The 23,690-nt window shown below is 69.1% G+C and carries 24 protein-coding genes; 15 read left to right on the forward strand and 9 right to left on the reverse strand.

Features of this window, described 5'->3' with window-relative positions:
* The 4 genes from J2W23_RS26020 (at window position 1) to J2W23_RS26035 (ending at window position 3,851) form a co-directional block, all read left to right on the forward strand.
* The gene (locus J2W23_RS26020; protein WP_307650801.1) at window positions 1–1,647 is read left to right on the forward strand and encodes an NAD(P)/FAD-dependent oxidoreductase; all 1,647 of its coding nucleotides are present in this window, start codon (window positions 1–3) and stop codon (window positions 1,645–1,647) included.
* Window positions 1,648–1,658: 11 nt separating this feature from the next.
* Complete coding sequence (locus J2W23_RS26025; RefSeq protein ID WP_307650802.1) at window positions 1,659–2,207, forward strand: VUT family protein; 549 nt, start codon at window positions 1,659–1,661, stop codon at window positions 2,205–2,207.
* 5 nt (window positions 2,208–2,212) lie between these two features.
* A complete protein-coding gene (locus tag J2W23_RS26030) occupies window positions 2,213–2,842 on the forward strand; it encodes a flavin reductase family protein (protein ID WP_176660103.1) in 630 nt (209 codons plus the stop codon).
* A gap of 64 nt (window positions 2,843–2,906) precedes the next feature.
* Window positions 2,907–3,851 (forward strand): ProQ/FinO family protein, encoded by a 945-nt coding sequence (locus J2W23_RS26035; protein ID WP_307650803.1) that lies wholly within the window; start codon window positions 2,907–2,909, stop codon window positions 3,849–3,851.
* Between the two features lie 94 nt (window positions 3,852–3,945).
* Here J2W23_RS26035 and htpX read toward each other — a convergent pair whose 3' ends face one another.
* The 5 genes from htpX to J2W23_RS26060 form a co-directional block, all read right to left on the reverse strand.
* Complete coding sequence (gene htpX / locus J2W23_RS26040; protein WP_176660101.1) at window positions 3,946–4,818, reverse strand: protease HtpX; 873 nt, start codon at window positions 4,816–4,818, stop codon at window positions 3,946–3,948.
* 150 nt (window positions 4,819–4,968) lie between these two features.
* Window positions 4,969–5,694 carry a DUF3025 domain-containing protein gene (locus J2W23_RS26045; protein WP_307650804.1) on the reverse strand — a complete coding sequence of 242 codons (726 nt, stop codon included), beginning with the start codon at window positions 5,692–5,694 and terminating at the stop codon, window positions 4,969–4,971.
* A gap of 4 nt (window positions 5,695–5,698) precedes the next feature.
* Window positions 5,699–6,508, reverse strand: coding sequence for an NYN domain-containing protein (locus tag J2W23_RS26050; RefSeq protein WP_307650805.1), 810 nt, complete (start codon window positions 6,506–6,508; stop codon window positions 5,699–5,701).
* A complete protein-coding gene (gene pyrC, locus J2W23_RS26055; RefSeq protein ID WP_176660098.1) occupies window positions 6,505–7,536 on the reverse strand; it encodes a dihydroorotase in 1,032 nt (343 codons plus the stop codon). Before pyrC ends, J2W23_RS26050 begins: the two co-directional genes overlap by 4 nt.
* A gap of 43 nt (window positions 7,537–7,579) precedes the next feature.
* Complete coding sequence (locus J2W23_RS26060) at window positions 7,580–8,296, reverse strand: peptidoglycan-binding protein (RefSeq protein WP_307650806.1); 717 nt, start codon at window positions 8,294–8,296, stop codon at window positions 7,580–7,582.
* A 213-nt stretch (window positions 8,297–8,509) separates the two neighbouring features.
* Between J2W23_RS26060 and J2W23_RS26065 the strand changes: the two genes are divergently transcribed.
* The 7 genes from J2W23_RS26065 (at window position 8,510) to J2W23_RS26095 (ending at window position 15,876) form a co-directional block, all read left to right on the forward strand.
* Entirely contained in the window at window positions 8,510–10,171 is a 1,662-nt protein-coding gene (locus tag J2W23_RS26065; RefSeq protein ID WP_176660096.1) for an ABC transporter substrate-binding protein, read from the forward strand.
* Between the two features lie 35 nt (window positions 10,172–10,206).
* A complete protein-coding gene (locus J2W23_RS26070; RefSeq protein ID WP_176660095.1) occupies window positions 10,207–11,160 on the forward strand; it encodes an ABC transporter permease in 954 nt (317 codons plus the stop codon).
* A gap of 20 nt (window positions 11,161–11,180) precedes the next feature.
* Entirely contained in the window at window positions 11,181–12,083 is a 903-nt protein-coding gene (locus J2W23_RS26075; RefSeq protein ID WP_307650807.1) for an ABC transporter permease, read from the forward strand.
* A gap of 8 nt (window positions 12,084–12,091) precedes the next feature.
* Window positions 12,092–13,141, forward strand: coding sequence for an ABC transporter ATP-binding protein (locus tag J2W23_RS26080; protein ID WP_307650808.1), 1,050 nt, complete (start codon window positions 12,092–12,094; stop codon window positions 13,139–13,141).
* A 103-nt stretch (window positions 13,142–13,244) separates the two neighbouring features.
* On the forward strand, window positions 13,245–14,234 hold the full coding sequence (locus J2W23_RS26085) for an ABC transporter ATP-binding protein (RefSeq protein WP_307650922.1): 990 nt from the start codon (window positions 13,245–13,247) through the stop codon (window positions 14,232–14,234).
* A 25-nt stretch (window positions 14,235–14,259) separates the two neighbouring features.
* Window positions 14,260–15,438 (forward strand): amidase, encoded by a 1,179-nt coding sequence (locus J2W23_RS26090; protein ID WP_307650809.1) that lies wholly within the window; start codon window positions 14,260–14,262, stop codon window positions 15,436–15,438.
* A 57-nt stretch (window positions 15,439–15,495) separates the two neighbouring features.
* Window positions 15,496–15,876 carry a cupin domain-containing protein gene (locus J2W23_RS26095; protein ID WP_307650810.1) on the forward strand — a complete coding sequence of 127 codons (381 nt, stop codon included), beginning with the start codon at window positions 15,496–15,498 and terminating at the stop codon, window positions 15,874–15,876.
* On the opposite strand, the gene J2W23_RS26100 is transcribed toward J2W23_RS26095, so the two are convergent.
* Genes J2W23_RS26100 through J2W23_RS26110 form a run of 3 tightly spaced genes read right to left on the reverse strand, consistent with a single transcriptional unit; the run spans window position 15,873 to window position 19,125 of the window.
* Window positions 15,873–16,388, reverse strand: a complete 516-nt coding sequence (locus J2W23_RS26100) for an ureidoglycolate lyase (RefSeq protein ID WP_307650811.1) — start codon at window positions 16,386–16,388, stop codon at window positions 15,873–15,875. The genes J2W23_RS26095 and J2W23_RS26100 overlap by 4 nt on opposite strands.
* Window positions 16,385–17,851: a UdgX family uracil-DNA binding protein gene (locus J2W23_RS26105; protein ID WP_307650812.1), complete on the reverse strand. Its 1,467-nt coding sequence runs from the start codon at window positions 17,849–17,851 to the stop codon at window positions 16,385–16,387. The genes J2W23_RS26100 and J2W23_RS26105 overlap by 4 nt, the downstream gene beginning before the upstream one ends.
* An 11-nt stretch (window positions 17,852–17,862) precedes the next feature.
* Window positions 17,863–19,125 carry a putative DNA modification/repair radical SAM protein gene (locus J2W23_RS26110; RefSeq protein ID WP_176660088.1) on the reverse strand — a complete coding sequence of 421 codons (1,263 nt, stop codon included), beginning with the start codon at window positions 19,123–19,125 and terminating at the stop codon, window positions 17,863–17,865.
* Window positions 19,126–19,246: 121 nt separating this feature from the next.
* Here J2W23_RS26110 and J2W23_RS26115 point away from each other — a divergent pair, with 121 nt between their 5' ends.
* Genes J2W23_RS26115 through J2W23_RS26125 form a run of 3 tightly spaced genes read left to right on the forward strand, consistent with a single transcriptional unit; the run spans window position 19,247 to window position 20,492 of the window.
* The gene (locus J2W23_RS26115; protein ID WP_176660087.1) at window positions 19,247–19,597 is read left to right on the forward strand and encodes a Rieske (2Fe-2S) protein; all 351 of its coding nucleotides are present in this window, start codon (window positions 19,247–19,249) and stop codon (window positions 19,595–19,597) included.
* A 28-nt stretch (window positions 19,598–19,625) separates the two neighbouring features.
* Window positions 19,626–20,204 carry a YbhB/YbcL family Raf kinase inhibitor-like protein gene (locus tag J2W23_RS26120; protein ID WP_307650813.1) on the forward strand — a complete coding sequence of 193 codons (579 nt, stop codon included), beginning with the start codon at window positions 19,626–19,628 and terminating at the stop codon, window positions 20,202–20,204.
* A 51-nt stretch (window positions 20,205–20,255) separates the two neighbouring features.
* Window positions 20,256–20,492 (forward strand): hypothetical protein, encoded by a 237-nt coding sequence (locus J2W23_RS26125; RefSeq protein ID WP_307650814.1) that lies wholly within the window; start codon window positions 20,256–20,258, stop codon window positions 20,490–20,492.
* Here J2W23_RS26125 and J2W23_RS26130 read toward each other — a convergent pair.
* Window positions 20,477–21,397 (reverse strand): LysR family transcriptional regulator, encoded by a 921-nt coding sequence (locus J2W23_RS26130; RefSeq protein ID WP_176660084.1) that lies wholly within the window; start codon window positions 21,395–21,397, stop codon window positions 20,477–20,479. The two genes, J2W23_RS26125 and J2W23_RS26130, sit on opposite strands and share 16 nt — an antisense overlap.
* Window positions 21,398–21,554: 157 nt before the next feature.
* Between J2W23_RS26130 and J2W23_RS26135 the strand changes: the two genes are divergently transcribed.
* The gene (locus J2W23_RS26135; protein ID WP_307650815.1) at window positions 21,555–23,690 is read left to right on the forward strand and encodes a 3-hydroxyacyl-CoA dehydrogenase NAD-binding domain-containing protein; all 2,136 of its coding nucleotides are present in this window, start codon (window positions 21,555–21,557) and stop codon (window positions 23,688–23,690) included.

Below are 23,690 nucleotides of genomic sequence, written 5' to 3' on the forward strand. Positions count from 1 at the left end.
ATGCTGAGAATCTCCGAACTCAAACTCCCGCTCGACCACGCGCCCGACGCGCTGGTCACCCTGATCGCCCGGACCCTCGACGTCCCGCTCGAAGCGATCGCCTCCCACACCGTCTTCAAGCGCAGCTTCGATGCGCGCAAGGTCGACCTGCTCACGGTCTACATCTGCGACGTGCAGTTGGCCGATGCAAAGCTGGAAGCCGCGCTGCTCGCCAGGCACGCCGGCCATCCGCACATCCAGCCCGCGCCCGACATGCGCTACACGCCGCCCGCCAATGCGCCCGAAGGCACGAGCCGGCCGGTGGTGATCGGCTTCGGCCCCTGCGGCATCTTCGCGGCGCTGATGCTCGCGAAGATGGGCTTCAGGCCCATCGTGCTCGAACGCGGCAAGACCGTGCGCCAGCGCACCCGCGACACCTGGGGCCTGTGGCGCAAGAGCGTACTCAACCCCGAGTCGAACGTGCAGTTCGGCGAAGGCGGTGCCGGCACTTTTTCCGACGGCAAGCTCTACAGCCAGATCAAGGACCCGCGCTTCCTCGGCCGCAAGGTAATGGAAGAGTTCGTGAAAGCCGGTGCGCCGCCCGAAATCCTTTATGTCGCGCATCCGCACATCGGCACCTTCAAGCTGGTGAAGGTGGTGGAGAACATCCGCGAGCAGATCGTCGCGCTCGGCGGCGAGATCCGCTTCGAGCAGCGCGTGACCGACGTGCGCATCGAAGACGGCCAACTGCGCGCCCTCACCGTGCTCGACCAGACCACCGGCCAGTCGAGCGAACTGCGCGCCGACCATGTCGTGATGGCGCTCGGCCACAGCTCGCGCGACACCTTCGCGATGCTGCACGAGCGCGGCGTTCACATCGAGGCCAAGCCCTTCTCCATCGGCTTTCGCGTGGAGCACCCGCAGGGCCTCATCGATCGTGCGCGCTGGGGCCGCCACGCGGGCCATCCGCTCCTGGGCGCGGCCGACTACAAGCTGGTGCACCACGCGAGCAACGGCCGCTCGGTCTACAGCTTCTGCATGTGCCCGGGCGGCACGGTGGTTGCGGCCACCAGCGAGCCGGGCCGCGTGGTCACCAACGGCATGAGCCAGTACTCGCGCAACGAGCGCAACGCGAATGCGGGCATCGTGGTGGGCATCGATCCGAAGGACTTCCCGGGCGACGCGCTCGCAGGCATCGCGCTGCAGCGCGCGCTCGAATCGAACGCCTTCGTGCTCGGCGGCGGCGACTACCGCGCGCCGGGGCAGTTGGTCGGCGACTTCATCGCCGGCAAGCCCTCGACCGCGCTCGGCAGCGTGACGCCCTCGTACAAGCCCGGCGTGACGCCCACCGACTTGCACCAGGCCCTGCCTGCCTACGCCATCGAGGCGATGCGCGAGGCCTTCCCCGCCTTCGGCCGCAAGATCAAGGGCTTCGATACGCACGACGCGGTGCTCACCGGCGTCGAAACGCGCACCTCGTCGCCGATCCGCATCACGCGCGGCGACGATTTCCAGAGCCTCAACGTGCGCGGCCTGTACCCCGCCGGCGAAGGCGCGAGCTACGCGGGCGGCATCCTCTCGGCGGGCGTCGATGGCATCAAGGTGGCCGAGGCGGTGGCGCGCAACGTGCTGGCCGCGGCCGAACGCGAGCGCACGGCGAACGTCTGATGCAGCAAGCCATGCCCTTCGCACGCCCCACGGCCGGCCAGTTCGCCGTCGCCACGCTGGCCATGGCCGCGGTGGTGCTGGCCTCCAACATCCTGGTGCAGTTCGCCCTCAACGACTGGCTCACCTGGGGCGCCTTCACCTACCCGGTGGCCTACCTGGTGAGCGACCTCGTCAACCGGCGCTTCGGCCCCGGCATGGCGCGCCGCGTGGCGTGGGTCGGCTTCGCGGTGGCCATCGTGGCTTCGCTGATGCTCGCGCCGATGCGCATCGCGCTCGCTTCGGGCCTGGCATTCATCGCCTCGCAGCTGCTCGATATCCGCGTGTTCGACCGCCTGCGCCGCGGCCTCTGGTGGCGCGCGCCGCTGGTGGCGACGGTGATCGCGGCGGTGCTCGACAGCATCGTGTTCTGGGGCATCGCATTTGCGGGCACCGACGGCCCCTGGCTCACCTGGGCCGCGGGCGACCTCGCGGTGAAACTCGGCGTGGGCGTGCTGATGCTGCTGCCGTTCCGGCTGCTGATCGGCCGGCAGGCCGCGCGCACCTCGGTCCTGAGCCATTGAGAGCCATGATGTCCCGCAACGACGACTTCCACTACTACGAGCCTGCCAAGGGCCACGGCCTGCCGCACGACCCGTTCAACGCGATGGTCGGCCCGCGCCCCATCGGCTGGATCTCGTCGCAGGACGAGAACGGCGTGCTCAACCTCGCGCCCTACAGTTTCTTCAACGCCTTCAACTACACGCCGCCGATCGTCGGCTTCGCGAGCATCGGCGCAAAAGACAGCCTGCACAACATCCGCCAGACGCGCGAGTTCGGCTGGAACCTCGCCACGCGCCCGCTGGCCGAGCAGATGAACCAGTCGTGCGCGGCCGTACCGCCGGAAGTCAACGAGTTCGAGCTCGCCGGCCTCACGCCCGTGGCATCGCGCCAGATCGCCGTGCCGCGCGTGGCCGAGAGCCCCGTGTCCTTCGAATGCCGTCTCACGCAATTGATCCAGCTCGAAGGTGTCGATGGCGTGCCGGTGCAGACCTGGCTCGTCCTTGGCGAAGTGGTGGGCGTGCACATCGCGCGCCACCTGCTGAAGAACGGCATCTACGACACCGCGGCGGCGCAGCCCATCCTGCGCGGCGGCGGTCCGGCCGATTATTTCGAGATCAGCCCCGACAATATGTTCAGGATGTTCCGGCCGCGCTGAGCGCACAACCGGTTTTTCTGTTGTTCCCCTTTCATCCCATCGCGCCCACCGCCGATCCCACCGTATGACCGACGCATCCACCGCAGCCCCGAACACGAACGCGCCGAACTCGCGCCATGCACGGCGCCAGCGCCCGGACCTCGCCGAGCAGCTGCAGCAGCTCAAGACCGGCGCCAGCGCCGACGCAGGCGCCGGCGCGCAAGCGCCCACCGCGCAGCAGCAACAAGATCAACGGCCACCGCGCGAGAGGAAGCCGCGTCCGCAGGGACAGGGGCAGCAGCCCCGTCAACAGCAGCAGGCCCGCAAGCCGCAGGCACAAGCAGCGCAGCAACAACCCCAACGCACGCCGCGCAAGGTCAACCCGGTGCTCGAGCGCCTGTTCGAGCTGTACCCGCAGCTTTTCGGTGCCCGCTTCGTGCCGCTCAAGCTCGGCGTGTACGAAGAGCTGATCGCGCGCCATCCGGACGACTTCAAGGCCGAAGACCTGAAGATCGCCATGGGCCAGCATGCGCGCTCCACCCGCTACCTCGAAGCCGTGGCCGCGGGGCTCGCGCGCCATGACCTGGACGGCAACGCGCTCGATCCGGTCGCGCCCGAGCACGTGCATCACGCCATCCTCGAACTGCACCGTCGCCGCATGCACCGCAACCCCGGCGAAGACCTGCGCCCGCAACTGGTGGCGCGCATCGCCAAGGCGATCGAAGCCTCGGGGCTCGATCGCGAAGCCTATGCCGTGCTCGTGCGCTCGCGCGATGCGAACAACAACGCGGTGGTCGACGAGGCATTGGCCGAACTCGCGCAGCAAGCTGCCAAGCGCGAGGCACTGCTGCGCGCCTTCGAGGCCAGCGGCCGCACCGAGCAGGAGTTCGCCGAGATGTACGGCATGAAGCCGGGCGAAGTGGCGCGCACGCTGCAGCACGCACGTGCCGAGCGGCAGGCGCCGGCTGTTGCTGCTGCCATTGCAGAACCGGCGGCACCGGTCGAGCCCACCGAACCCGCTGCCGACTGACACGCCCGGCGCACCCGGGCCTCAACAGCCCATAAAAAAACCGCCACGCAAAGCTGGCGGTTTTTTTACGTCCGGCGGCAGCGCCGCGGCCGTGTCAGCGCGCGTTCTGCAGCGCAGCGATGCGCTCTTCGATCGGCGGGTGCGTCGCAAACAGCTTGCCGATGCTGCCGGTGATGCCCATGGCTTCCACCGCCTTGGGCAGTTCGCCGGCCGGCAGGCCGCCCAGGCGCGCGAGCGCGTTCATCATCGGCTGCTTCTGGCCCATGAGCGCGGCGGCGCCGGCGTCGGCGCGGAACTCGCGCTGGCGCGAGAACCAGGCCACCACCATCGCGGCGGCGAAGCCAAGCACGATGTCCAGCACGATGGTGCTCACGTAGTAGCCGATGCCGGGGCCCGAGGAGCGGTCGTCGCCGCGGCGCAGGAAGCTGTCGACCGCGTAGCCGATCACGCGCGACAGGAACACGACGAAGGTGTTCATCACGCCCTGGATCAGCGTCATCGTGACCATGTCGCCATTGGCGATGTGCGCCACCTCGTGGCCGATGACGGCCTCGACCTCTTCGCGCGTCATGTTCTGCAGCAGGCCGGTGGACACGGCCACGAGCGACGAATTCTTGAAGGCGCCGGTGGCGAAGGCGTTGGGCTCGCCCTCGAAGATCCCGACCTCCGGCATGCCGACACCGGCCTTGTCGGCGAACTTGCGCACGGTGGCGACGATCCAGGCCTCGTCGGGCGACTGGGGGTTGTCGATCATGCGCAGGCCCGCGGTCCACTTGGCCATCGGCTTGCTGATGAGCAGCGAGATGAACGCGCCGCCGAAGCCCATGATGAGCGCGAAGCCCAGCAGCGCCGTCAGGTTCAGGCCGTTGGCCGTGAGGAAGCGGTTGACGCCGAGCAGGCTCGCGACGACGCCGAGCACTGCGACGACCATCACATTGGTCAAAACGAACAGAAGGATACGTTTCAAGTTGAATTCTCCGTGGGGAACTGCCGCTCAGATGAGGGCCGGCGGGCCCTCTTCAAGCCATGCGGTGTTGCGAGCGCTTCTTTGTTGTTTGGATACTGACGCGGCCCCGGCATGGCGGCTGCGGGTAGAGCAATGATAGGAGCAAAAGTTCTACGGACGGGGCCGGAAGACCTTCGGATCGTCGTAGTACTCGGGCGACACATTCTCGGCACACCACCCCGGTACGCCCAGCACCGGGAGCGGCACGAAGGGCTTTTGCGCGAGCCGATCCGGGCTCAGGCACTGCGCCAGCGCGGCGTCCTCGAGGGCGCTCGAACGCGCCGCATCCGGCAGCAGCACGTGCGCTGTCGCGGCCTTGCGGGGCGCGACGAGCTTTTCGAGCAGCGCGTGGCCGAACACGAGCAGCCGCGCCTCGGACCACAAGGCACGCCGCGTCACGAAAAGCGCGTGCCAGTCGCGCGCCACCAGCGCCTCCCATAGCGCGGCCGGTGCATCGAGCACCGCGCCGTTCTCGTCGAACAGCGTGAGCGCGTCGCGCAGCGGGCCGCGCGTGGCGCCGATGCCGGTGCGGGCGATCTCGGCGGCCTGCAGTTCATTGAGGCGCCGTTTGGTTTGCGGAAAGGCGAGCCAGACCAGGCCGTTGAAGAAGTCGTGCAAGTTGTCGCGGGTCGGGACGGTGCGGGTCTGGAAGATGTGCGCTTCGTAGGCTTGGCCGGCGGGCAGGCTGTCCTGGTGCACGAAGTCGGGCGCCGATGGCGGCTTGACGGCCTGCAGCGCCGAGGCAACCGATGTGACGCTCGCGGCCTGCGCCGCCGCTTCGCCGTGGGCGCGATAGGGCGCAAGCCAGGGCTGCGCCCAGTCGACCGCCGGCAGCATCGACTCAGAGCGCGGAAGCGCCCGTCCAGCGGATGCGGTCCGGATGCTGCAGCACGGCGAACTCCGCGGTGAGCTTGTCGAACAGCTTGAGCGAACTGCCGCTCTTACTGAGGAGGCCGGCTGTGCGCAGGGCTTTCGCCACGTCGTTGAGCGGCACGTCCTTGCCGCTGCGCAGGGCGGGCGCGGCCCGCAGGATGAATTCGGCGGCTTCGGAGACCGGCTGCGGCGTGGACTGAGGCTCTGCCGCGGCCCGCGTCGTCTTCCTGGCGGCTGTCTTCGTTGCCGCTTTCTTCGCAGGCGCCGTCGCGCTCTTCGCCCGCGCGGTCTTCACGGCAGGCACCTTCGCCGCAACCTTCTTCGCCGCAGCGGTGCGTGCCGCGGGCTTCACGCTGTGGTGCGCGAGATCGATGAAGGTGTCGTAGATGCCAACCGTCTCGTCACCCGTCTTGCCCTGCTGGCCGATGCCGCAGACGCGGCACCCCTTCTCGCGCAGCCGGCTCACGAGCGGCGCGAAGTCGGAGTCGGAAGACACCAGCACCACCACGTCGGGCCGCTCGGCAATCACAAGGTCGATCGCATCGACCGCGAGCGCGATGTCGGTGCTGTTCTTGCCGGCCGAGAGGTTCACCATCGGCCGCACCGAGAGCTGCTTGAAGAGCGCCTGCCGGTTGACCGCCATTTCGGCGTTGCAGTAGGCACGGCGCACATGAATGGCGCCGTACTCGTCCATGGTGCGCTGCACGGCTTGCTCGATCACGTCGGCCGAGACGTTGTCGGCGTCGATCAGCAGCATCACGCGCGGCGTGGGTGTCATACGAGTTTCCAGTGGATGGTTTCACCGCCGCGCAAGGGCTTGAGCGTGGCTTCGCCGTAAGGCACCGTCTCCGGCACGGTCCACGTCTCGCGCTTGAGCGTGACGGTGTCGGTGTGCCGCGGCAGGCCGTAGAAGTCGGGGCCGTGGAAGCTCGCGAAGCCTTCCAGCTTGTCGAGCGCGTTCACGCTGTCGAAGGCCTCGGCGTAGAGCTCGATGGCGGTCAGGGCGGTGTAGCAGCCGGCACAGCCGAGCGCATGCTCCTTCAGGTGCGCCGGGTGCGGTGCGCTGTCGGTGCCGAGGAAGAAACGGTCGCTGCCGCTCGCGGCCGCCTCGACCAGCGCGACGCGGTGCGTCTCGCGCTTGAGCACCGGCAGGCAGTAGTAATGCGGGCGGATGCCGCCGGTGAAGATGGCGTTGCGGTTGTAGAGCAGGTGGTGCGCGGTGATGGTGGCGGCGGTGAAGCGGCCGGCGTCGCGCACGTAGTGGGCGCCCTCTTTGGTGGTCAGGTGCTCGAACACCACCTTGAGTTCGGGGAAGTCGCGGCGCAGCGGAATCATCACGCGATCGACGAAGACCGCCTCGCGGTCGAACAGGTCGATGGCCGGGTCGGTCACCTCGCCGTGCACCAGCAGCAAGAGGCCGTGCTTCTGCATGGCTTCGAGCGTCTTGTAGGTCTTGCGGATGTCGGTCACGCCGGCATCGCTGTTGGTGGTGGCGCCGGCCGGGTAGAGCTTGAGCGCACGCACGCCGGCTTCGGCGGCGAGGGCGATTTCCTCGGGCGGCAGCTTGTCGGTCAGGTAGAGCGACATCACCGGTTCGAAGGGGGTGCCTTCGGGCACCGCGGCAAGGATGCGGTCGCGGTAAGCCACGGCCTGCGCGGCGGTGGTCACGGGGGGACGCAGGTTCGGCATGATCAGCGCGCGGCCGAACTGGCGCGCGCTGTGCGGTACGACGGCTTCGAGCGCGGCGCCATCGCGCACATGCAGGTGCCAGTCGTCGGGGCGGGTGATCGTGAGGGTGTCTGTCATGGCGCGGGGATTGTCGCACCGCCTCCCCGCGGCGCCCTCCGGATTACGCGTGCAGGAACACCCGGCAGATGTTCCCGGCCGTGTGCCGGCTCCAGCTCGCATGGTTGACCGAGCAGCGCGCGCCCTTGTTCGGCGGCCAGGGATCGAAGACGCGCAGCGTGGTGCCGGCATCGCCGTCGCCGCGGATGCCCGCCACGACGACCATGTGCCCCGGACCACCGGCCGCATGGCCCTTGGCGCCCCAGCGCAGGTCGAACATCAGCAGCCCGTTCTCCAGCGCGGTGCGCATGGCACCGACCGTCCAGGACATGGCCTGCCGCTGCAGCACCAAACCGTGCGCGGACGCGAAGAGCGCATCGGCGGTCATCGCCTCGTCGGCGTCCGCGAAGCTGCGCAGCCCGCCGTCCTCGGCGATCAGCTCGCCCGGCGTGCGCGCGACCACCGCCGGCACGGTGGAGCGCGTGATCATGGCCACGGCGGCCGCCCAGCACAGGGCGGGCACAGGCTGCGGGATCAGCGCGACGGGATGCAGGATCGGCTCGCGGGCCTCGCGGCCGAACACGAGGTTCTGCGTGCAGGGGCCGGCCTCGCCGTCCTCGACCAGCCAGTTCGCAGCCTGCAGCCGGCGCACGGCCATCCGGGTGAACGGACCGTAGTCGCCGTCGATCACGAGCCCGGGCCCCGGCTGGAGCGTCCTGTTCAGGGCCTCCTGCAGCCTGCGGACATCGGCCCCGCGCGAGCCTTGTCTCAGTGTTGTCATCGGTTCTTGCCCCCGCCCATGCGACTTCGGCTTTCGAAGTGGGCGGCTGCATTGTGGAAAACGGGGTGCGGCTGCGTCTATCGGTCGGATGGCATAGCCGGGATGGCGGCATCGCAATGACCAGTGCATGGCTGGGGGCTCTGCGCCGGCTGGCACATGTCGTGCTTGAAGGCTTCCTTCGCCTTTCCGTCATCCCCCACACCGGAGTTCCAAGTGAAGCGTGCTGCCCCCGCCCTGTCCCTGAAACCCCTGGCCGCCTGCGCGGCGCTCGCCGTCCTGGTTCTTGCATCGCCCACCGCGCTGGCCCAGGAAAAGACGCTGCGCATCGCCATGACCGCGGCCGACATTCCGCGCACCCTCGGCCAGCCCGACCAGGGCTTCGAAGGCAACCGGTTCACCGGCATCCCGATCTACGACGCGCTCACGCAGTGGGACCTGTCCAAGGCCGACGCGCCCAGCGTGCTGATTCCCGGCGTTGCCACCACATGGGCGGTGGATGCCAAGGACAAGACCAAGTGGGTCTTCAAGCTGCGTCCCGGCGTCAAGTTCCACGACGGCTCCGCATTCAACGCCGATGCGGTGGTGTGGAACGTGCAGAAGGTGCTCGATAAAGACGCACCGCAGTTCGATGCGAGCCAGGTGGGCGTCACGGCCTCGCGCATGCCCACGCTCAAGTCCGCACGCAAGATCGACGACATGACGGTCGAGCTCACCACCAGCGAGCCCGATGCGTTCCTGCCGATCAACCTGTCGAACCTGTTCATGGCTTCGCCCGCGCACTGGCAGAAGAAGTTCGACGCCGCTGCCGGCGCCACGCCCGCCGACAAGGCCAAGGCCGCCTGGACCGCCTTCGCCGCCGACCCGTCCGGCTCGGGCCCGTTCAAGGTCACGCGCTTCGTGGCGCGCGAGCGGCTGGAGCTCGCCGCCAACAAGACGTACTGGGACGCGAAGCGCGTACCGAAGATCGACAAGGTCGTGATGATCCCCATGCCCGAAGCCAACGCGCGCACCGCCGCGCTGCTGGGCGGACAGGTCGACTGGATCGAGGCGCCCTCGCCCGACGCCATGGCGCAGATCACGCAGCGCGGCTTCAAGATCTATTCGAATGCGCAGCCGCACGTGTGGCCGTGGCAGCTGTCGTTCGCCGAAGGCTCGCCCTGGCTCGACAAGCGCGTGCGCCAGGCCGCCAACCTGTGCATCGACCGCGGCGGCATGAAGCAGTTGCTGGGCGGCATGATGGCCGAGCCCAAGGGCACGGTGCCGCCGGGCCACCCCTGGTTCGGCAAGCCCACCTTCGACATCCGCTACGACGTGAAGGCTGCGCAGGCCCTCATGACGCAGGCCGGCTATTCCGCGGCCAAGCCGATCAAGGTGAAGGTGCAGATCTCGGCCTCGGGCTCGGGCCAGATGCAGCCGCTGCCGATGAACGAGTTCGCGCAGCAGTCGCTCAAGCAGTGCTTCTTCGACGTGCAGTTCGACGTGATCGAATGGAACACGCTCTTCACCAACTGGCGCAAGGGCGCGAAGGACCCGTCGGCCAATGGCGCCAACGCGGTCAACATCAGCTTCGCGGCGATGGACCCGTTCTTTGCGATGGTGCGCTTCGTGAGCACCAAGGCCTTTCCGCCGGTGTCGAACAACTGGGGCTACTACGGCAACGCCGAGGTCGACAAGCTGGTGGCCGATGCGCGCACCAGCTTCGACGACAAGGCGCGCGACGCCGCGCTCGCGAAGCTGCACACCCACATCGTGGACGACGCACCGTTCGTGTGGATCGCGCACGACGTGGGCCCGCGCGCCATGTCGGCCAAGGTGAAGAACGTGGTGCAGCCCAGGAGCTGGTTCATCGACATCGCGACGATGACGATGGACTGACCGCCTCCTCCCTCCAGCCAGCTTCCCAGCCAGCCATGCTCGCCTACCTCCTGCGCCGCGTGATCTACGCCGTGCCGATCATGATCGGCGTGGCCCTCGTGTGCTTCCTTCTCGTGCACATCGCGCCCGGCGATCCGCTGGTGTCGATCCTGCCGCCCGACGCCTCGGCGGACCTGCAGGCGCAGTTGCGCGAGCTCTACGGCTTCAACCGCTCGCTGCCTGAGCAGTTCGCCATGTGGGTCTGGCGCGCGCTGCATGGCGACCTGGGCGTGTCCATCGCGAGCAACCGCGCGGTGGCCGGCGAGGTGTTCACCGCCGTGGGCAACACGCTGCGGCTGGCGGTGGTGGCCACCTTCATCGGCTTCGTGCTGGGGTGCCTCTTCGGCTTCGTGGCGGGCTATTTCCGCAACTCGTGGATCGACAGGCTCGCCTCGATGTTCTCGGTGCTCGGCGTGAGCGTGCCGCACTACTGGCTGGGCATGGTGATGGTGATCGTGTTCTCGTCGCAGCTCATGTGGCTGCCCGCCACGGGCGCCGGCCCGAGCGGCTCGGACGACTGGGCCTGGGACTGGGCGCACCTGCAGTTCCTCTTGCTGCCGGCGCTCACGATGTCGGTGATCCCGATGGGCATCATCGCGCGCACCGTGCGCGCACTGGTGGCCGACATCCTCGACCAGGAGTTCATCGTGGGCCTGCGCGCCAAGGGCCTCACGCACCTGGGCGTGTTCCGCCACATGGTGAAGAACGCGGCGCCCACGGCGCTGGCCGTGATGGGCCTGCAACTGGGCTACCTGCTGGGCGGCTCGATCCTGATCGAGACGGTGTTCTCCTGGCCCGGCACCGGCTTCCTCTTGAATTCAGCCATCTTCCAGCGCGACCTCCCTCTGCTGCAGGGAACGATCCTGGTGCTGGCGATGTTCTTCGTGGTGCTCAACCTGCTGGTCGATGTGCTGCAGACCTTGCTCGATCCGCGCATCGCACGCGCCTGAAGGAAGAGAACCGCCAAGCCATGTCCACCGTGCTCGCTTCCTCTCCCACTGCCAACGCCGTCGAACCGTTGCCGGCGCAACGCTCGCGCGGCTACTGGACCTCGGTCTGGCTGCGCTTTCGCCGCGATCCGGTCGCGGTTGGCGCGGCCATCGTCGTGCTGCTGCTGATCGCGCTCGCGGTGTTCGGCCCGTGGCTCGCGCCGTCCGACCCGTACCAGTCGTCGATGCTCAAGCGCCTCAAGCCCATCGGCACCGAGGGCCTGCCCTTCGGCAGCGACGAGCTGGGCCGCGACATGCTTTCGCGGCTGATCGTCGGCGCGCGGCTGTCTCTCTTCATCGGCATCACGCCGGTGCTCTGCGCCTTCGTGCTGGGCACGGTGATCGGCATCGTCGCGGGCTATGCGGGCGGCCTCACCAACACGCTGATCATGCGCACCATCGATGTGTTCTATGCGTTCCCCTCGGTGCTGCTGGCCATCGCGCTGTCGGGCACGCTGGGCGCGGGCGTGGTCAATTCCTTGATCTCGCTGACCATCGTGTTCATTCCGCAGATCGCGCGCGTGGCCGAGAGCGTGACCACGCAGGTGCGCACCCGCGACTACGTGGAGGCGGCGCGCGCCTCGGGCGCCAGCCCCTTCACCATCGTGCGGGTGCATGTGCTGGGCAACGTGCTCGGGCCGATCTTCGTCTACGCCACGAGCCTCATCGCGGTCTCGATGATCCTGGCCTCGGGCCTCTCGTTCCTCGGTCTTGGCGTCAAGCCGCCGGAGCCCGAGTGGGGCCTCATGCTCAACACGCTGCGCACCGCGATCTACGTGCAGCCCTGGGTGGCCGCGCTGCCGGGGGTGATGATCTTCATCACCTCGATTTCCTTCAATCTCCTGTCCGACGGCCTGCGTTCGGCCATGGACAACAAGGGCTGAGGCCATCCATGGAAGCACTGAAAGACATCGGCGGCCCCGCGCAGCCGCTCCTCACCATCTCGGGCCTGGTCAAGCACTTCCCGCTCAAGAAAGACCCGCGGGGCCGCGGCGGCGGCGTGGTGCGCGCGGTGGACGGCGTGGACTTCGAGGTCATGAAGGGCGAGACGCTCGGCGTGGTCGGCGAATCGGGCTGCGGCAAGTCGACCACCGCGCGCCTCCTGATGCAGCTGATCGAGCCGACGCGCGGCGAGGTGATCTTCGACGGCCGCGAGGTCGGCGGGCGCGACCTGCCGCTCAAGGAATTCCGCCGCCAGGTGCAGATGGTGTTCCAGGACAGCTACGCCTCGCTCAACCCGCGCCTCACCATCGAGGATTCGGTCGCCTTCGGACCGCAGGTGCATGGCGTGTCGCGGCGCGAATCGGTGGCGCGGGCGCGCGACCTGCTGGCGCGCGTGGGCCTCGCGCCGCAGCGCTTTGCCGAGCGCTATCCGCACGAGCTGTCGGGCGGCCAGCGGCAGCGTGTGAACATCGCGCGGGCGCTCGCACTGCAACCGCGCATGGTGATCCTCGACGAAGCCGTGTCGGCGCTCGACAAGTCGGTGGAAGCGCAGGTCATCAACCTGCTGCTCGACCTGAAAACCGAGTTCGGCCTCACGTATGTGTTCATCAGCCACGACCTCAACGTGGTGCGCTACGTGAGCGACCGCGTGATGGTGATGTATCTCGGGCAAGTCGCCGAGATCGGTCCCGCCGATGTTCTGTACGAAATGCCCGCGCATCCCTACACGCGCGCGCTGCTGTCCTCGATGCCTTCGATGGACCCCGACCGCCGCACCGAGGTGGCAGCGCTCGCGGGCGATCCGCCGAACCCGATCAATCCGCCGTCGGGCTGCCGCTTCCATCCGCGCTGCTCCATCGCAGCGCCGGTATGCAGCCAGGTCGTGCCTGAGCGCATCGCGACGGATTCGCAGCATGCGGTGAGTTGCCTGGTGCATGAGCCCGGCAGCGGGCACCCGATGGCGCAGCCGCAACCCTTCTTGCAGAGGCAGGCCGCATGAGCGCCGCGCCGGGCCGCCCCAAGCAAGCTCGCACCGCAGTGCGAAGCACGAAGGTACTTCAATGAATGCAGCAGCAGAAACAGAAACTGCCGCCACCGGCCCCATGGTCCGGCTGCGGGATCTGAGCGTCACTTTCAGCGGCGGCCGCAAACCCGTCCACGCGGTCAGCGGCGTGAGCCTCGAAGTGCAGCGCGGCGAAGTGGTTGCGCTGATCGGCGAGTCGGGTTCGGGCAAGAGCGTGACCATGCGCACCTTGCTTCGCCTGCACCCCGAGCGCCGCACCCGCATGGGCGGGCTGGTGGAAGTGGCGGGCCGCGACGTGCTCGCAATGTCGCAACGCGAACTCGCTGACTTTCGCGGCAAGGTCGCGTCGATGATCTTCCAGGAGCCGCTGCTCGCGCTCGACCCGGTGTACTCGGTGGGCGCGCAGATCGTCGAGTCGATCCGCCGCCACGAGCCCGTGAGCCAGGCCGAGGCGCAGCAGCGCGCGCTGGCCCTCTTCGAACGGGTTCGAATTCCGAGCCCCGAACGGCGCCTCCAGGCCTATCCGCACGAGATGTCGGGCGGCATGCGCCAGCGCGCCATGATCGCGCTCGCCCTCGCCTGCAAGCCGCAGCTGCTGCTGGCCGACGAGCCGACCACGGCGCTCGACGCCACGGTGCAGATCCAGATCCTGTTGCTGCTGCGCGAGCTGCAGCGCGACCTCGGCCTCTCGGTGATCTTCGTCACGCACGACATCGGCGCAGCCGTCGAGGTGGCCGACCGCATCGCGGTGATGTATGCGGGGCGCATCGTCGAGGAAGGCACGGCGCGCGAACTGATCCGCTCGCCGCGCCATCCGTACACCATCGCGCTGCTCAAGAGCCGGGCGCACGGGGCGCTCGCGCGCGGCACGCGGCTGGAGACCATCGGCGGTGCGCCGCCCGATCTTTCGGCCTTGCCGACCGGCTGCTCCTTTGCCGAGCGTTGCGCGCTCGCGAGCGATGCCTGCCGTGCCGCACAACCGCCGGTGGTTGAACTCGCACCGAATCACCGTGTACGCTGCATCCACACGGAGGCCGCCGCGGCCATTGCGCCCGTGCTGGTTGCCTGAACCTTCCTTCCTCACGTCCATCGCCATGCCACTGCACGACCCTGCCCACGCCTTCGTCCCGTACCCCGATGCGCCAGTGGCGCGCGCCAGCACCGGCCCCTTGTCGGACCTGAGCTTTGCCGCCAAGGACCTGTTCGACGTGGCCGGCTATCCGACCGGCGGCGGCAACCCCATCGTGCTGGCGATGTCGGGCATCAAGACCCGCACCGCGCCCACGGTGCAGAAGCTGCTCGATGCCGGTGCGCGCTTCGTCGGCAAGACCGTGACCGACGAGCTCGCGTTCTCCATGAACGGCAACAACGCGCACTTCGGCGCACCGGTCAACGGCGGCGCGCCGCTGCGCATCACGGGCGGCTCGTCGTCGGGGTCGGCCTCGGCCGTGTCATCGAAGCTGTGCGACTTCGCGCTCGGCACCGACACCGGCGGCTCGGTGCGTGCGCCCGCCAACCACTGCGGCCTGTACGGCCTGCGTCCGACGCACGGCCGCGTGAGCCTGGAAGGTGCGCTCGACCTCGCACCGAGTTTCGACACCTGCGGCTGGTTCGCGCGCGACATCGGCACCTTCGCGCGCGTGGCCGATGTGCTGCTCGGTGCCGACGCAGCCGCCCTGCCCGAGCGCGTGCGGCTGCTGCGGCCCGACGACGTCTGGACGCTTGCCGTGCCCGCCGCGGCCGAAGCCCTGCAAGGCGCGGCCGATCGCGTGCAAAGCCTGCTCGGCCCCGCGCAAGGAACGACGGTGGCGCTGGAATCCTTCGACGCGATGTACTGGCACTTCCGCTACCTGCAATCGCGCGAGGCCTGGCTTACCGACGGCCCGCTGATCGAGCGCTACGCGCCGCCGCTCGGCCCCGGCGTGGCCGAGCGTTTTGCATGGTCGCGCGAAGTGACCGATGCGCAGGTAGCGACCGCGCGGGTTTTCCGCACCGCATTTCGCGCGCACCTGGCCAGGCTGCTCGGGAGCGACGGCGTGCTGCTGATGCCGACCATGCCCGACATCGCCCCGCTGCGCAGCGACGGCGAGGCCTCGATGGAGGATTACCGCAATCGCGCGATCCGGCTCTTGTGCATCGCGGGGCTGGCGGGTTTTCCACAGCTGTCGATGCCGCTCGCCTCACGCGATGGTGCGCCGCTGGGCCTCTCGCTGCTGGGGCCGGCGGGGTCGGACCGGTCGCTGGTTGCGCTGGCCGAGCGCATCGCGGGGTAAGACAGGGCCATGCGGCCTGGGTTAGGCTGGTGCTCCCACGTCCCGCACAAAAGCGCCATGCCGAACAACACCCAGGTCACCACCCCCAAGCAAGTCGCCGCCTCGCTCACCGAGTTCTGGTCGCCGCGCGTCGTCGCCGAAGTCGACGATGCCTACATCAAGGTTGCCAAGGTCCAGGGCTCGCTCGCCTGGCACAGCCATGACGAGGAGGACGAACTCTTCCTCGTGCTCAAGGGGCACCTGCGCATCGAGATGGAAGCGGGAGCCGTCGAGCTCGGCGAGGGCGAGATGTTCGTCGTGCCCAAGGGCGTGCGGCACAACCCGGTCGCCGACGAGGAATGCCACCTGATGCTCATCGAGCGCAAGACCACGCTGCACACCGGCAGCACCGTCACCGAGAAGACGCGTTCGCTCGCGGACCAGTTGCGCCCGGTCTAGCCTGCGGCCACGCGGGCGGGCTCCTGCAGTCGGCAGACATCGCAGTCGACCGCCGCCGCAGCCCGCTCGATCACCACGAAATCGCCCGCATCGACCGCAAGCAGTGCGTGGTGCCAGGTGCCGGGCGCCAGCACCACGCCTTGGTGCCCGTCCGTGACGAAGGCCACAAGGTCGCGGTGCGACACGGGCGCATCGCCAGCCCGCGCAACGACGATCACGAAGCGCCGCTCGCCCAACGGAACGAAGGTCTGGCTGCCGAGCGCATGCCGTTCCATCTCCGTGACCTCGTGCGGAAAGCTTCGCGCCTGCGCGCGGAACAGCGCAAGCATCGGCCGGCCACCATCGGCATGGAGCTGCAAGTCGCCGAGCAGGTCGAAGCGCCGTGCGTTGCCGCCGTTGATCGGGCGGCCTTCGCCGGCCGGCACCCCGATCACCGTGCCGTAGGGCGCGAAAGCCTTCGATGTGAGCGGTTGCGCAACGCGCAGCGCGGCGGCGGGTGATTCGTCGTTCATGCCGCGATTGCAGCAGAAACCGTGCCGCGCGCGCGTTCGAGGTCGTCCAGCCAGCGGGCGTAGGCCTCGGCGCGTTCGCCGTCCGCGAGCCGCAGCAGCGCCGAGGGATGCAGGGTCACGAACACGGGCCTGCCATCGCGGCGCTCATGCAGCCATGCCCCGCGCTCGGCCTGCACCGCCACCGGCCGGCCCAGCAAGGCGCGCGCCGCCGTGGTGCCGAGCGCCACCAGCCCCTGCGGCCTGACGAGCGATATCTCGCTGTCGAGCCAGTGCGTGCAGGCGTCGGCCTCGCGCTGCGCCGCGGTCTTGTGGATGCGGCGCTTGCCGCGCAGCTCGTACTTGAAATGCTTGACGGCATTGGCGAGGTACACGCTGTCGCGCGCCCAACCCAATTGCGCCATCGCGCGGTCGAGCAACTGGCCCGCCGGTCCGACGAAGGGGCGGCCCATGAGGTCTTCCTGATCGCCGGGTTGTTCGCCGACGAGCATGTGTTGCGGCGCCAGCGGCCCCTCGCCGCAGACGGCCTGCGTGGCGAGCGCGCCGATGGGGCATTCGCGGCAGGCATGCGCCGCTGCGCGCAACTCGCCCAGGTTGGCGGGCGCCACGCCATCCGCCGGCCGCACATGCAACGCAATGGGCGCGCGGATGCGGCGTGCCGCCGTGGGCGGCGCATCGATCATCGACTGGCTGCGCGCCTCGGCCGCGTCCGTGAGCGGCTGGATCAGCGCGGCCTCGGGCAGGTTGTGCCAGTAGCGGCGCGGCATCTCGCGCCGCATCATCGCGACCTTCAGGCGCGCGGGGTTGAAGATGTGTTCGTAGTAGGTGAGCCAGAGCTGCTCGCCCGCATCGGGCGGCGGCTTCTCGCGGCGGTCGGCGCCCTCGCCGAAGGCCAGCGTTTCGCCGTCCCACTCGACACACCGCTCCGGCGTGAGGATGGCCCAGCGCATCTGCGCGAAGCGGCGTGCGAAGAACGGCGCGTTGGCCTCGACGATGTGGTGGTCGGGCTCGAACCACGCGACGTGGCGCTCGAGCCCGTCCTCCCCCATGACACGGGTGAAGCGCACGAAGGCGCGCATCTTGTGGATGTCGCGGTGCACGGCCTTGGCCATCTGCTGCGCCTGCAGCATGTCGGCGTCGAGCGGGTCGTGCCGCAGCGAGGGCTCGTGCGCGAGCCGCCACAGGAGCCGATACATCAATGCGAAGCGCTGCGGGTCGCGGTGCAGGATCACGTCGCCGCACAGCGCGACGAAGGCGGCGGGCACGGCATGCCGCTCGCCGGACGTCGGCGTCGCGGGCGGTGCGGCGTCGCCTGTCTCGCCTCCTTGGCCCGTCTCGCCGAACAGGTCCTCGTCACGCGCCCCGTTCCACGCGGCCTGCGCCGGCGGCACGCCCGCGGCCAGCAGCTGCCGCGCGTGGCGGCGGAAGGCGTCGAGATCCACCGGGTCATCGAGCCGCACGTGCATCGTGAACCCGCTCAGAACAGCGAAGCCTGCGCAGCTTGCGGCGCACGCGCGGCAGGCGCCGCCGAAGCCATCGCACCCGCCGCGGGCCGGTGCCCGTCGGCCACCACGAACGGCAGCACCCTGCGCGCCGGCACATGCAGCCGCCGCAAGTCGTCCGCGCGCACCCGGCGCACGCGCCGCGCCTGCAGCAGCCGCTCGACCGCCTTCACGCCCAGGCCGGGCACGCGCAGCAGCATCTCGCGCGGCGCGTGGTTCAGGTCGACCGGGAAACGCTCGGCATGCGCGAGCGCCCAGGCCATCTTGGGATCGACATCGAGCCGCAGCAGGCCATCGGGCGCGGCCACGATTTCCTGGTGCTCGAAGCCGTAGAAGCGCATGAGCCAGTCGGCCTGGTAGAGCCGGTGCTCGCGCATCAGCGGCGGCGCGACCAGCGGCAGCGCGCGGGCCGCATCGGGGATGGGGCTGAAGGCCGAGTAATAGACGCGCTTGAGCTTGTAGGCGCCGTAGAGCGTGGCGCTGGAGGCGAGGATGTGCCGGTCGTCGGTGGCGTCGGCGCCCACGATCATCTGCGTGCTCTGGCCCGCGGGCGCAAAGGGCGGCGGCTTGGCGGCGGTGGGAGCGGCGCCCGGCAACGCGCGGATCGGCACCACGCGGCGCGCCTCCTCGCGCGTGTCGTCGATGCGAAGGCGCAGCCGCGCCATGGAACGCCGGATCGCGCTCTCGTCCTTCTCGGGGGCGAGCGCTTGCAGGCCTTCGGTGGTGGGCAGCTCGACGTTGATGCTGAGCCGGTCGGCATAGCGGCCGGCGCGCGCGATGAGTTCGTCGCTGGCATCGGGAATGGTCTTCAGGTGGATGTAGCCGCGGAAGTCGTGCACTTCGCGCAGCTGGCGCGCCACCTCGACCACCTGCTCCATCGTGTGGTCGGGCGACTTGACGATGCCGCTGGAGAGAAACAGGCCCTCGATGCAGTTGCGGCGGTAGAAGTCGAGCGTGAGCTGCACCACCTCCTCGACGCGGAAGCGAGCGCGCGGCACGTTGCTCGACGCGCGATTGACGCAGTAGAGGCAGTCGTACTGGCAGTGGTTGGTGAGCAGCACCTTCAGCAGCGAGATGCAGCGGCCGTCAGGCGCGTAGCTGTGGCAGATGCCCATGCCCTCGGTCGAGCCGATGCCGCGGCCGCCGAGCGAGTCGCGCGGCTGCGAACCGCTGGACGCGCACGAGGCGTCGTACTTGGCGGCGTCCGCAAGGATGGCGAGTTTGCGCTGGATATCCACGGTTTTGCCCGGCTGAAAATACTGTATGAATATACAGTTTTCGAGAACCCCTGTCGGAAGAAGGCGCGAGCTGGCCGCATTGCATTGCCCGGCGCGGGGCCCTCGGCTACGCTCGGCGCCGATGACGCTTTCTCCCCCACGCGAGGCCGCAGCACCGCGCCTGATTTCCCCGAGCCTCGCCGATGGCGGCCTGGCCGCCACGTTTGCAATGTCCGACGGCACGCCTGCCTTCGCCATCCGGTGGCACGGCGGCGTCCACGGCTACCTCAACCAATGCCCGCATGCCGGTGGCCCACTCGACTTCGAGGGCCAGGTCCTCGAAAGCTCGGGCCGCTTCCTGATGTGCGCGCGGCACGGCGCGATCTTCGAGCCGGACACCGGCAAGTGCGTCGGTGGCCCCTGCCGCGGCGCACGGCTGACATCGCTCGCAGTCCGTGAAGAAGCGGACGGCAGCGTGTGGCTGATCGACTGACTCCGACAACCCTCACTGGAAAGAACACATGCGCACCCATCGCCTCGGCACCCTCTCCATCACGGCCGTTGCCCTCGCCACCGTCACCGCGCTGGTGGCCGGCTGCGGCGCCATGGCGCCCTCCACCGGCGGCAAGGCGCCGACCGGCATGAAGGTCACCTCGACCGCCTTCGCCGACAACGGCACCATTCCCGCCGAGCACGCCGGCGTCGGCGACTGCGGCGGCAAGAACGTCTCGATGCCCGTGGCATGGACGCAGTTGCCCGCCAAGGCGAAGTCGGTCGCGGTGCTGATGTCGGACCCGGACGGCGCGCTGGGCCTGGGCGTCTCGCACTGGGTGGCCTACAACATCCCGGCCGAGCGCGGCCAGCTCAAGGCGAACGAGACGGGCGGCTTCACGGTCGGCACCAACGTGGCGGGCGCAACGGCCTACCGCGGCATGTGCCCGCCGGTGGGCGACCATCCGCACCACTATGTGCTGACCGTGGTGGCTTCCGACCTCGCGCCGGGGGCGCTGCCGGCCGGGCTCACGCGCGATGCGCTGCTCGCGGCGCTCAAGGGGCATGCGCTGGGCGGGCAGAGCGTGGTCGGGCTGTACAGCCGCTAAAGTCGCGGCTTCCTTTCCCACTACCGTGCGCATCCGCGATGCGCATCCACGATGCGCCGCTCACTCGCACTCCTCGCTCTTCTGTCCACCGCACTCGTTGCCGCTGGCTGCGCCTCCTCCTCGCGGCCTGCGCCGCGCGTCAGCTTCCTCGGCGACGGCGTGTTCAAGTCGCCCACCGTGCAGGACGCCGAGGCCTACTGCCGCAACTTCGGCGCGCCGCTGCGCTACCTCGATCCGAAGGCGGCGCGCCTGGCGCCGGAGCGCGAAGTCACCTACCGCTGCGACTGAGCCGGCGCCTCCCCGCCAGCCGCACGCGCCCGCTCGAGGATGAAGTCGATGAAGGTGCGGATCGCGCGCGTGTGCTGCCGGTTCGGCATGTAGAGCATGAACATCTGCGTGCCGAAGATGCTGAGGCGCCAGTCGTCCAGCGTCGTCAGCACCTCGCCCTTGCGCACGTCTTCCTGCACCACGTAGTCGGGCACGAGGCCGATGCCCAGGCCCGCCAGGATCGCCTGGCGCAGGAACAGGAAGTTTTCCGAGATCAGCGTCGGCTCCAGGATCACCTCGCGCCGCGTTTCGCCCTGGTAGGCCGACACGCGCAGTTGCCGGCCGATGACCGCGGCCGTGACCACCGGCGCGCCGTGCAGTTCGTCGAGCTGTACGGGCAGCGGATGTTTCTCCGCATAGGCGCGTGAGGCGCACGCCACGTAGCGCACCGGCCCCAGGTCGCGCGCCACCAGGTTCTGTGGCGGCTCGGGAATCACGCGCACCGCGATGTCGACTTCGTCGCGCAGCAGGTCCTCGATGCGGTTCTCGAACACCACGTCCAGCACGATGCCGGGGTACTGGCGCTTGAAGTCGATGAGCCAGTCGGCCATCACGAGTTGCCCGTAGCCGCTGGGCACGCTCAGCCGCACGCGGCCTTGCAGGCCCTCGCCCAGCGTGGTGACCGATTCGCGCGCGGCCAGCAACTCGGTCTGGATGGCGACGCCGTGCTGGTAGAGCCTCAAGCCGATTTCGGTCGGCTCGGCGCGCCGCGTGGTGCGCCGAACGAGTTGCGCGCCGACCGAGCGCTCCAGCTGGTTCAGGTGGTAGCTGACGTTGGCGCGGCTCATCTTGAGCCGGCGGGCGGCGGCGCTCAGGTTGCCGGCGTCAAGGATTTCCACCAGCAGGGTGAGCGATTGGAGGTCCATGTGACGATTATGTCAAAAATCCTTTGACAGTCTGTCAACACTCTATGCAATTGTCAAAGCTGCGATGCGGGCCAAGAATGCTGGGTTCACCCCCAGAGCCTCGGGCCCCTCGCCTGCATCCGTATACGCAGGGCCCGCCAACGCAAGAGACAAGCACATGGCCACCACCACTCCGAGCCCTTCCACGTCTTCCGGTCCCGTCACCTTCGAGCGTCTTGGCGACGTTTTCGTGGTGACCATCGACAACCCGCCCGTCAACGCCCTGGGCGTGGATGTGCGCCGCGGCCTCGTGGCCGCCATCGGGGCGGCCGAGGCCGACAGCGGCGCCAAGGCGGTGCTGATCGTCGGCGCGGGCCGCAACTTCATCGCGGGCGCGGACATCCGCGAGTTCGGCAAGACGCCGCAGCCGCCGTCGCTGCCCGAGGCGTGCCTTGCGATCGAGAACTGCACGAAGCCGGTGATCGCCGCCATCCACGGCGCGGCGCTGGGCGGCGGGCTCGAAGTGGCGCTCTCGGCGCACTACCGCATCGCCTCGCCCACCGCCAAGCTGGGCCTGCCCGAAGTGGCGCTCGGCCTGCTGCCCGGCTCGGGCGGCACGCAGCGCGCGCCGCGCCTCATCGGCGTGAAGCCTGCGCTCGAACTGATGCTGAGCGGCCGCCATGCGGGTGCGAAGGAAGCGCTGTCGCTCGGCCTCGTCGACCGCCTGGGCACCGAAGCCGACGCACGCGCCGAAGGCCTCGCCTACGCCAACGAACTCATCGCCGCCAAGGCCCCGGTGCGCCGCACGCGCGAAGCCACCGCGCTGGCCGATGCCGAAGCCAGCCGCGCCGCCCTCGAAGCCGCGCGCGCCGACACCGCCAGGAAGAGCCGCGGCCTCTTCTCGCCGATGAAGATCATCGAAGCCGTCGAAGGCGCGCTCACGCTGCCTTTCGACGAAGGCATGGCGCTGGAGCGCAAGCTGTTCATGCAGTGCATCGACAGCCCGCAGCGCGCCGGCCTGATCCACGCCTTCTTCGCCGAGCGCGAAGTGCTGAAGGCGCCGGAAACCAAGTCCGCCAGCCCGCGCGCGCTCGCATCGGCCGGCATCATCGGCGGCGGCACCATGGGTGCGGGCATCGCGGTGGCGATGCTCGATGCGGGCCTGCCCGTGACCATGATCGAGCGCGACGAGCCCAGCCTCGCGCGCGGCCGCCAGCATGTCGAGAAGGTGTACGACGGTCTCATCGCCAAGGGCCGCATGACGCCCGAGGCCAAGGCTGCGGTGATGGCACGCTTCAGCGGCTCCACCTCCTATGACGCGCTGGCCAACGTCGACATCGTGGTCGAAGCCGTGTTCGAAGAGATGGGCGTGAAGAAAGCCGTGTTCGCCGAACTCGACCGCGTGTGCAAGCCCGGCGCCGTGCTCGCCACCAACACCTCGTACCTGGACATCGACGAGATCGCCGCCAGCATCTCGCGTCCGCAGGACGTGGTGGGCCTGCACTTCTTCTCGCCGGCCAACATCATGAAGCTGCTGGAGATCGTGGTGCCCGCCAAGGTGAGCGCCGACGTGGTGGCCACCGGCTTCGAGCTCGCGAAGAAACTGAAGAAGGTGCCGGTGCGCGCCGGCGTGTGCGACGGCTTCATCGGCAACCGCATCCTCGCGGTGTACCGCCAGGCGGCCGACCACATGATGGAAGACGGCGCCTCACCCTACCAGATCGACGAAGCCGTGCGCGAGTTCGGCTACCCGATGGGCCCGTTCCAGGTGTCGGACCTCGCGGGCGGCGACATCGGCTGGGCCACGCGCAAGCGCAAGGCCGCCACGCGCGACCCGCAGGCGCGCTACGTGCAGATCGCCGACCGCATCTGCGAGCGCGGCTGGTTCGGCCAGAAGACGCAGCGCGGCTATTACCTCTACCCCGAGGGCGCGCGCACCGGCTCGCCCGACCCGGCGGTGCTCGCCATCATCGACGCCGAGCGCGAGCGCGCGGGCATCGTGCGGCGCAGCTTCACGAACGAGGAAATCATCCGCCGCTACATGGCCGCGATGGTGAATGAAGGGGCCAACGTCGTGCTCCAGCGCATCGCGCTGCGCCCGCTCGATGTGGACGTGACCTTCCTCTACGGCTACGGCTTCCCACGCCACCGCGGCGGCCCGATGAAGTACGCGGACATGGTGGGCCTGCCGAAGGTGCTGGCCGACATCCGCGAGTTCGCGAAGGAAGACCCGATCTTCTGGAAGCCGTCGCCGCTGCTGGTCGAGCTGGTCGAACGCGGCGCCGATTTCTCGAGCTTGAACCAATCCGAATAA

This window comes from Variovorax boronicumulans (assembly GCF_030812215.1).
Classification (GTDB): Bacteria; Pseudomonadota; Gammaproteobacteria; order Burkholderiales; family Burkholderiaceae_C; genus Variovorax; species Variovorax boronicumulans_C.

What these genes read in the sequence shown, in the direction of transcription:
- J2W23_RS26020 (WP_307650801.1), top strand. Translation starts at nt 1, where the DNA reads ATGCTGAGAATCTCCGAACTCAAACTCCCGCTCGACCACGCGCCCGAC.
- J2W23_RS26025 (WP_307650802.1), top strand. Translation starts at nt 1,659, where the DNA reads ATGCCCTTCGCACGCCCCACGGCCGGCCAGTTCGCCGTCGCCACGCTG.
- J2W23_RS26030 (WP_176660103.1), top strand. Translation starts at nt 2,213, where the DNA reads ATGATGTCCCGCAACGACGACTTCCACTACTACGAGCCTGCCAAGGGC.
- J2W23_RS26035 (WP_307650803.1), top strand. Translation starts at nt 2,907, where the DNA reads ATGACCGACGCATCCACCGCAGCCCCGAACACGAACGCGCCGAACTCG.
- J2W23_RS26045 (WP_307650804.1), bottom strand. Translation starts at nt 5,694, where the DNA reads ATGCTGCCGGCGGTCGACTGGGCGCAGCCCTGGCTTGCGCCCTATCGC.
- J2W23_RS26050 (WP_307650805.1), bottom strand. Translation starts at nt 6,508, where the DNA reads ATGACACCCACGCCGCGCGTGATGCTGCTGATCGACGCCGACAACGTC.
- pyrC (WP_176660098.1), bottom strand. Translation starts at nt 7,536, where the DNA reads ATGACAGACACCCTCACGATCACCCGCCCCGACGACTGGCACCTGCAT.
- J2W23_RS26060 (WP_307650806.1), bottom strand. Translation starts at nt 8,296, where the DNA reads ATGACAACACTGAGACAAGGCTCGCGCGGGGCCGATGTCCGCAGGCTG.
- J2W23_RS26070 (WP_176660095.1), top strand. Translation starts at nt 10,207, where the DNA reads ATGCTCGCCTACCTCCTGCGCCGCGTGATCTACGCCGTGCCGATCATG.
- J2W23_RS26075 (WP_307650807.1), top strand. Translation starts at nt 11,181, where the DNA reads ATGTCCACCGTGCTCGCTTCCTCTCCCACTGCCAACGCCGTCGAACCG.
- J2W23_RS26080 (WP_307650808.1), top strand. Translation starts at nt 12,092, where the DNA reads ATGGAAGCACTGAAAGACATCGGCGGCCCCGCGCAGCCGCTCCTCACC.
- J2W23_RS26085 (WP_307650922.1), top strand. Translation starts at nt 13,245, where the DNA reads ATGGTCCGGCTGCGGGATCTGAGCGTCACTTTCAGCGGCGGCCGCAAA.
- J2W23_RS26090 (WP_307650809.1), top strand. Translation starts at nt 14,260, where the DNA reads ATGCCACTGCACGACCCTGCCCACGCCTTCGTCCCGTACCCCGATGCG.
- J2W23_RS26095 (WP_307650810.1), top strand. Translation starts at nt 15,496, where the DNA reads ATGCCGAACAACACCCAGGTCACCACCCCCAAGCAAGTCGCCGCCTCG.
- J2W23_RS26100 (WP_307650811.1), bottom strand. Translation starts at nt 16,388, where the DNA reads ATGAACGACGAATCACCCGCCGCCGCGCTGCGCGTTGCGCAACCGCTC.
- J2W23_RS26105 (WP_307650812.1), bottom strand. Translation starts at nt 17,851, where the DNA reads ATGCACGTGCGGCTCGATGACCCGGTGGATCTCGACGCCTTCCGCCGC.
- J2W23_RS26115 (WP_176660087.1), top strand. Translation starts at nt 19,247, where the DNA reads ATGACGCTTTCTCCCCCACGCGAGGCCGCAGCACCGCGCCTGATTTCC.
- J2W23_RS26120 (WP_307650813.1), top strand. Translation starts at nt 19,626, where the DNA reads ATGCGCACCCATCGCCTCGGCACCCTCTCCATCACGGCCGTTGCCCTC.
- J2W23_RS26125 (WP_307650814.1), top strand. Translation starts at nt 20,256, where the DNA reads ATGCGCCGCTCACTCGCACTCCTCGCTCTTCTGTCCACCGCACTCGTT.
- J2W23_RS26130 (WP_176660084.1), bottom strand. Translation starts at nt 21,397, where the DNA reads ATGGACCTCCAATCGCTCACCCTGCTGGTGGAAATCCTTGACGCCGGC.
- J2W23_RS26135 (WP_307650815.1), top strand. Translation starts at nt 21,555, where the DNA reads ATGGCCACCACCACTCCGAGCCCTTCCACGTCTTCCGGTCCCGTCACC.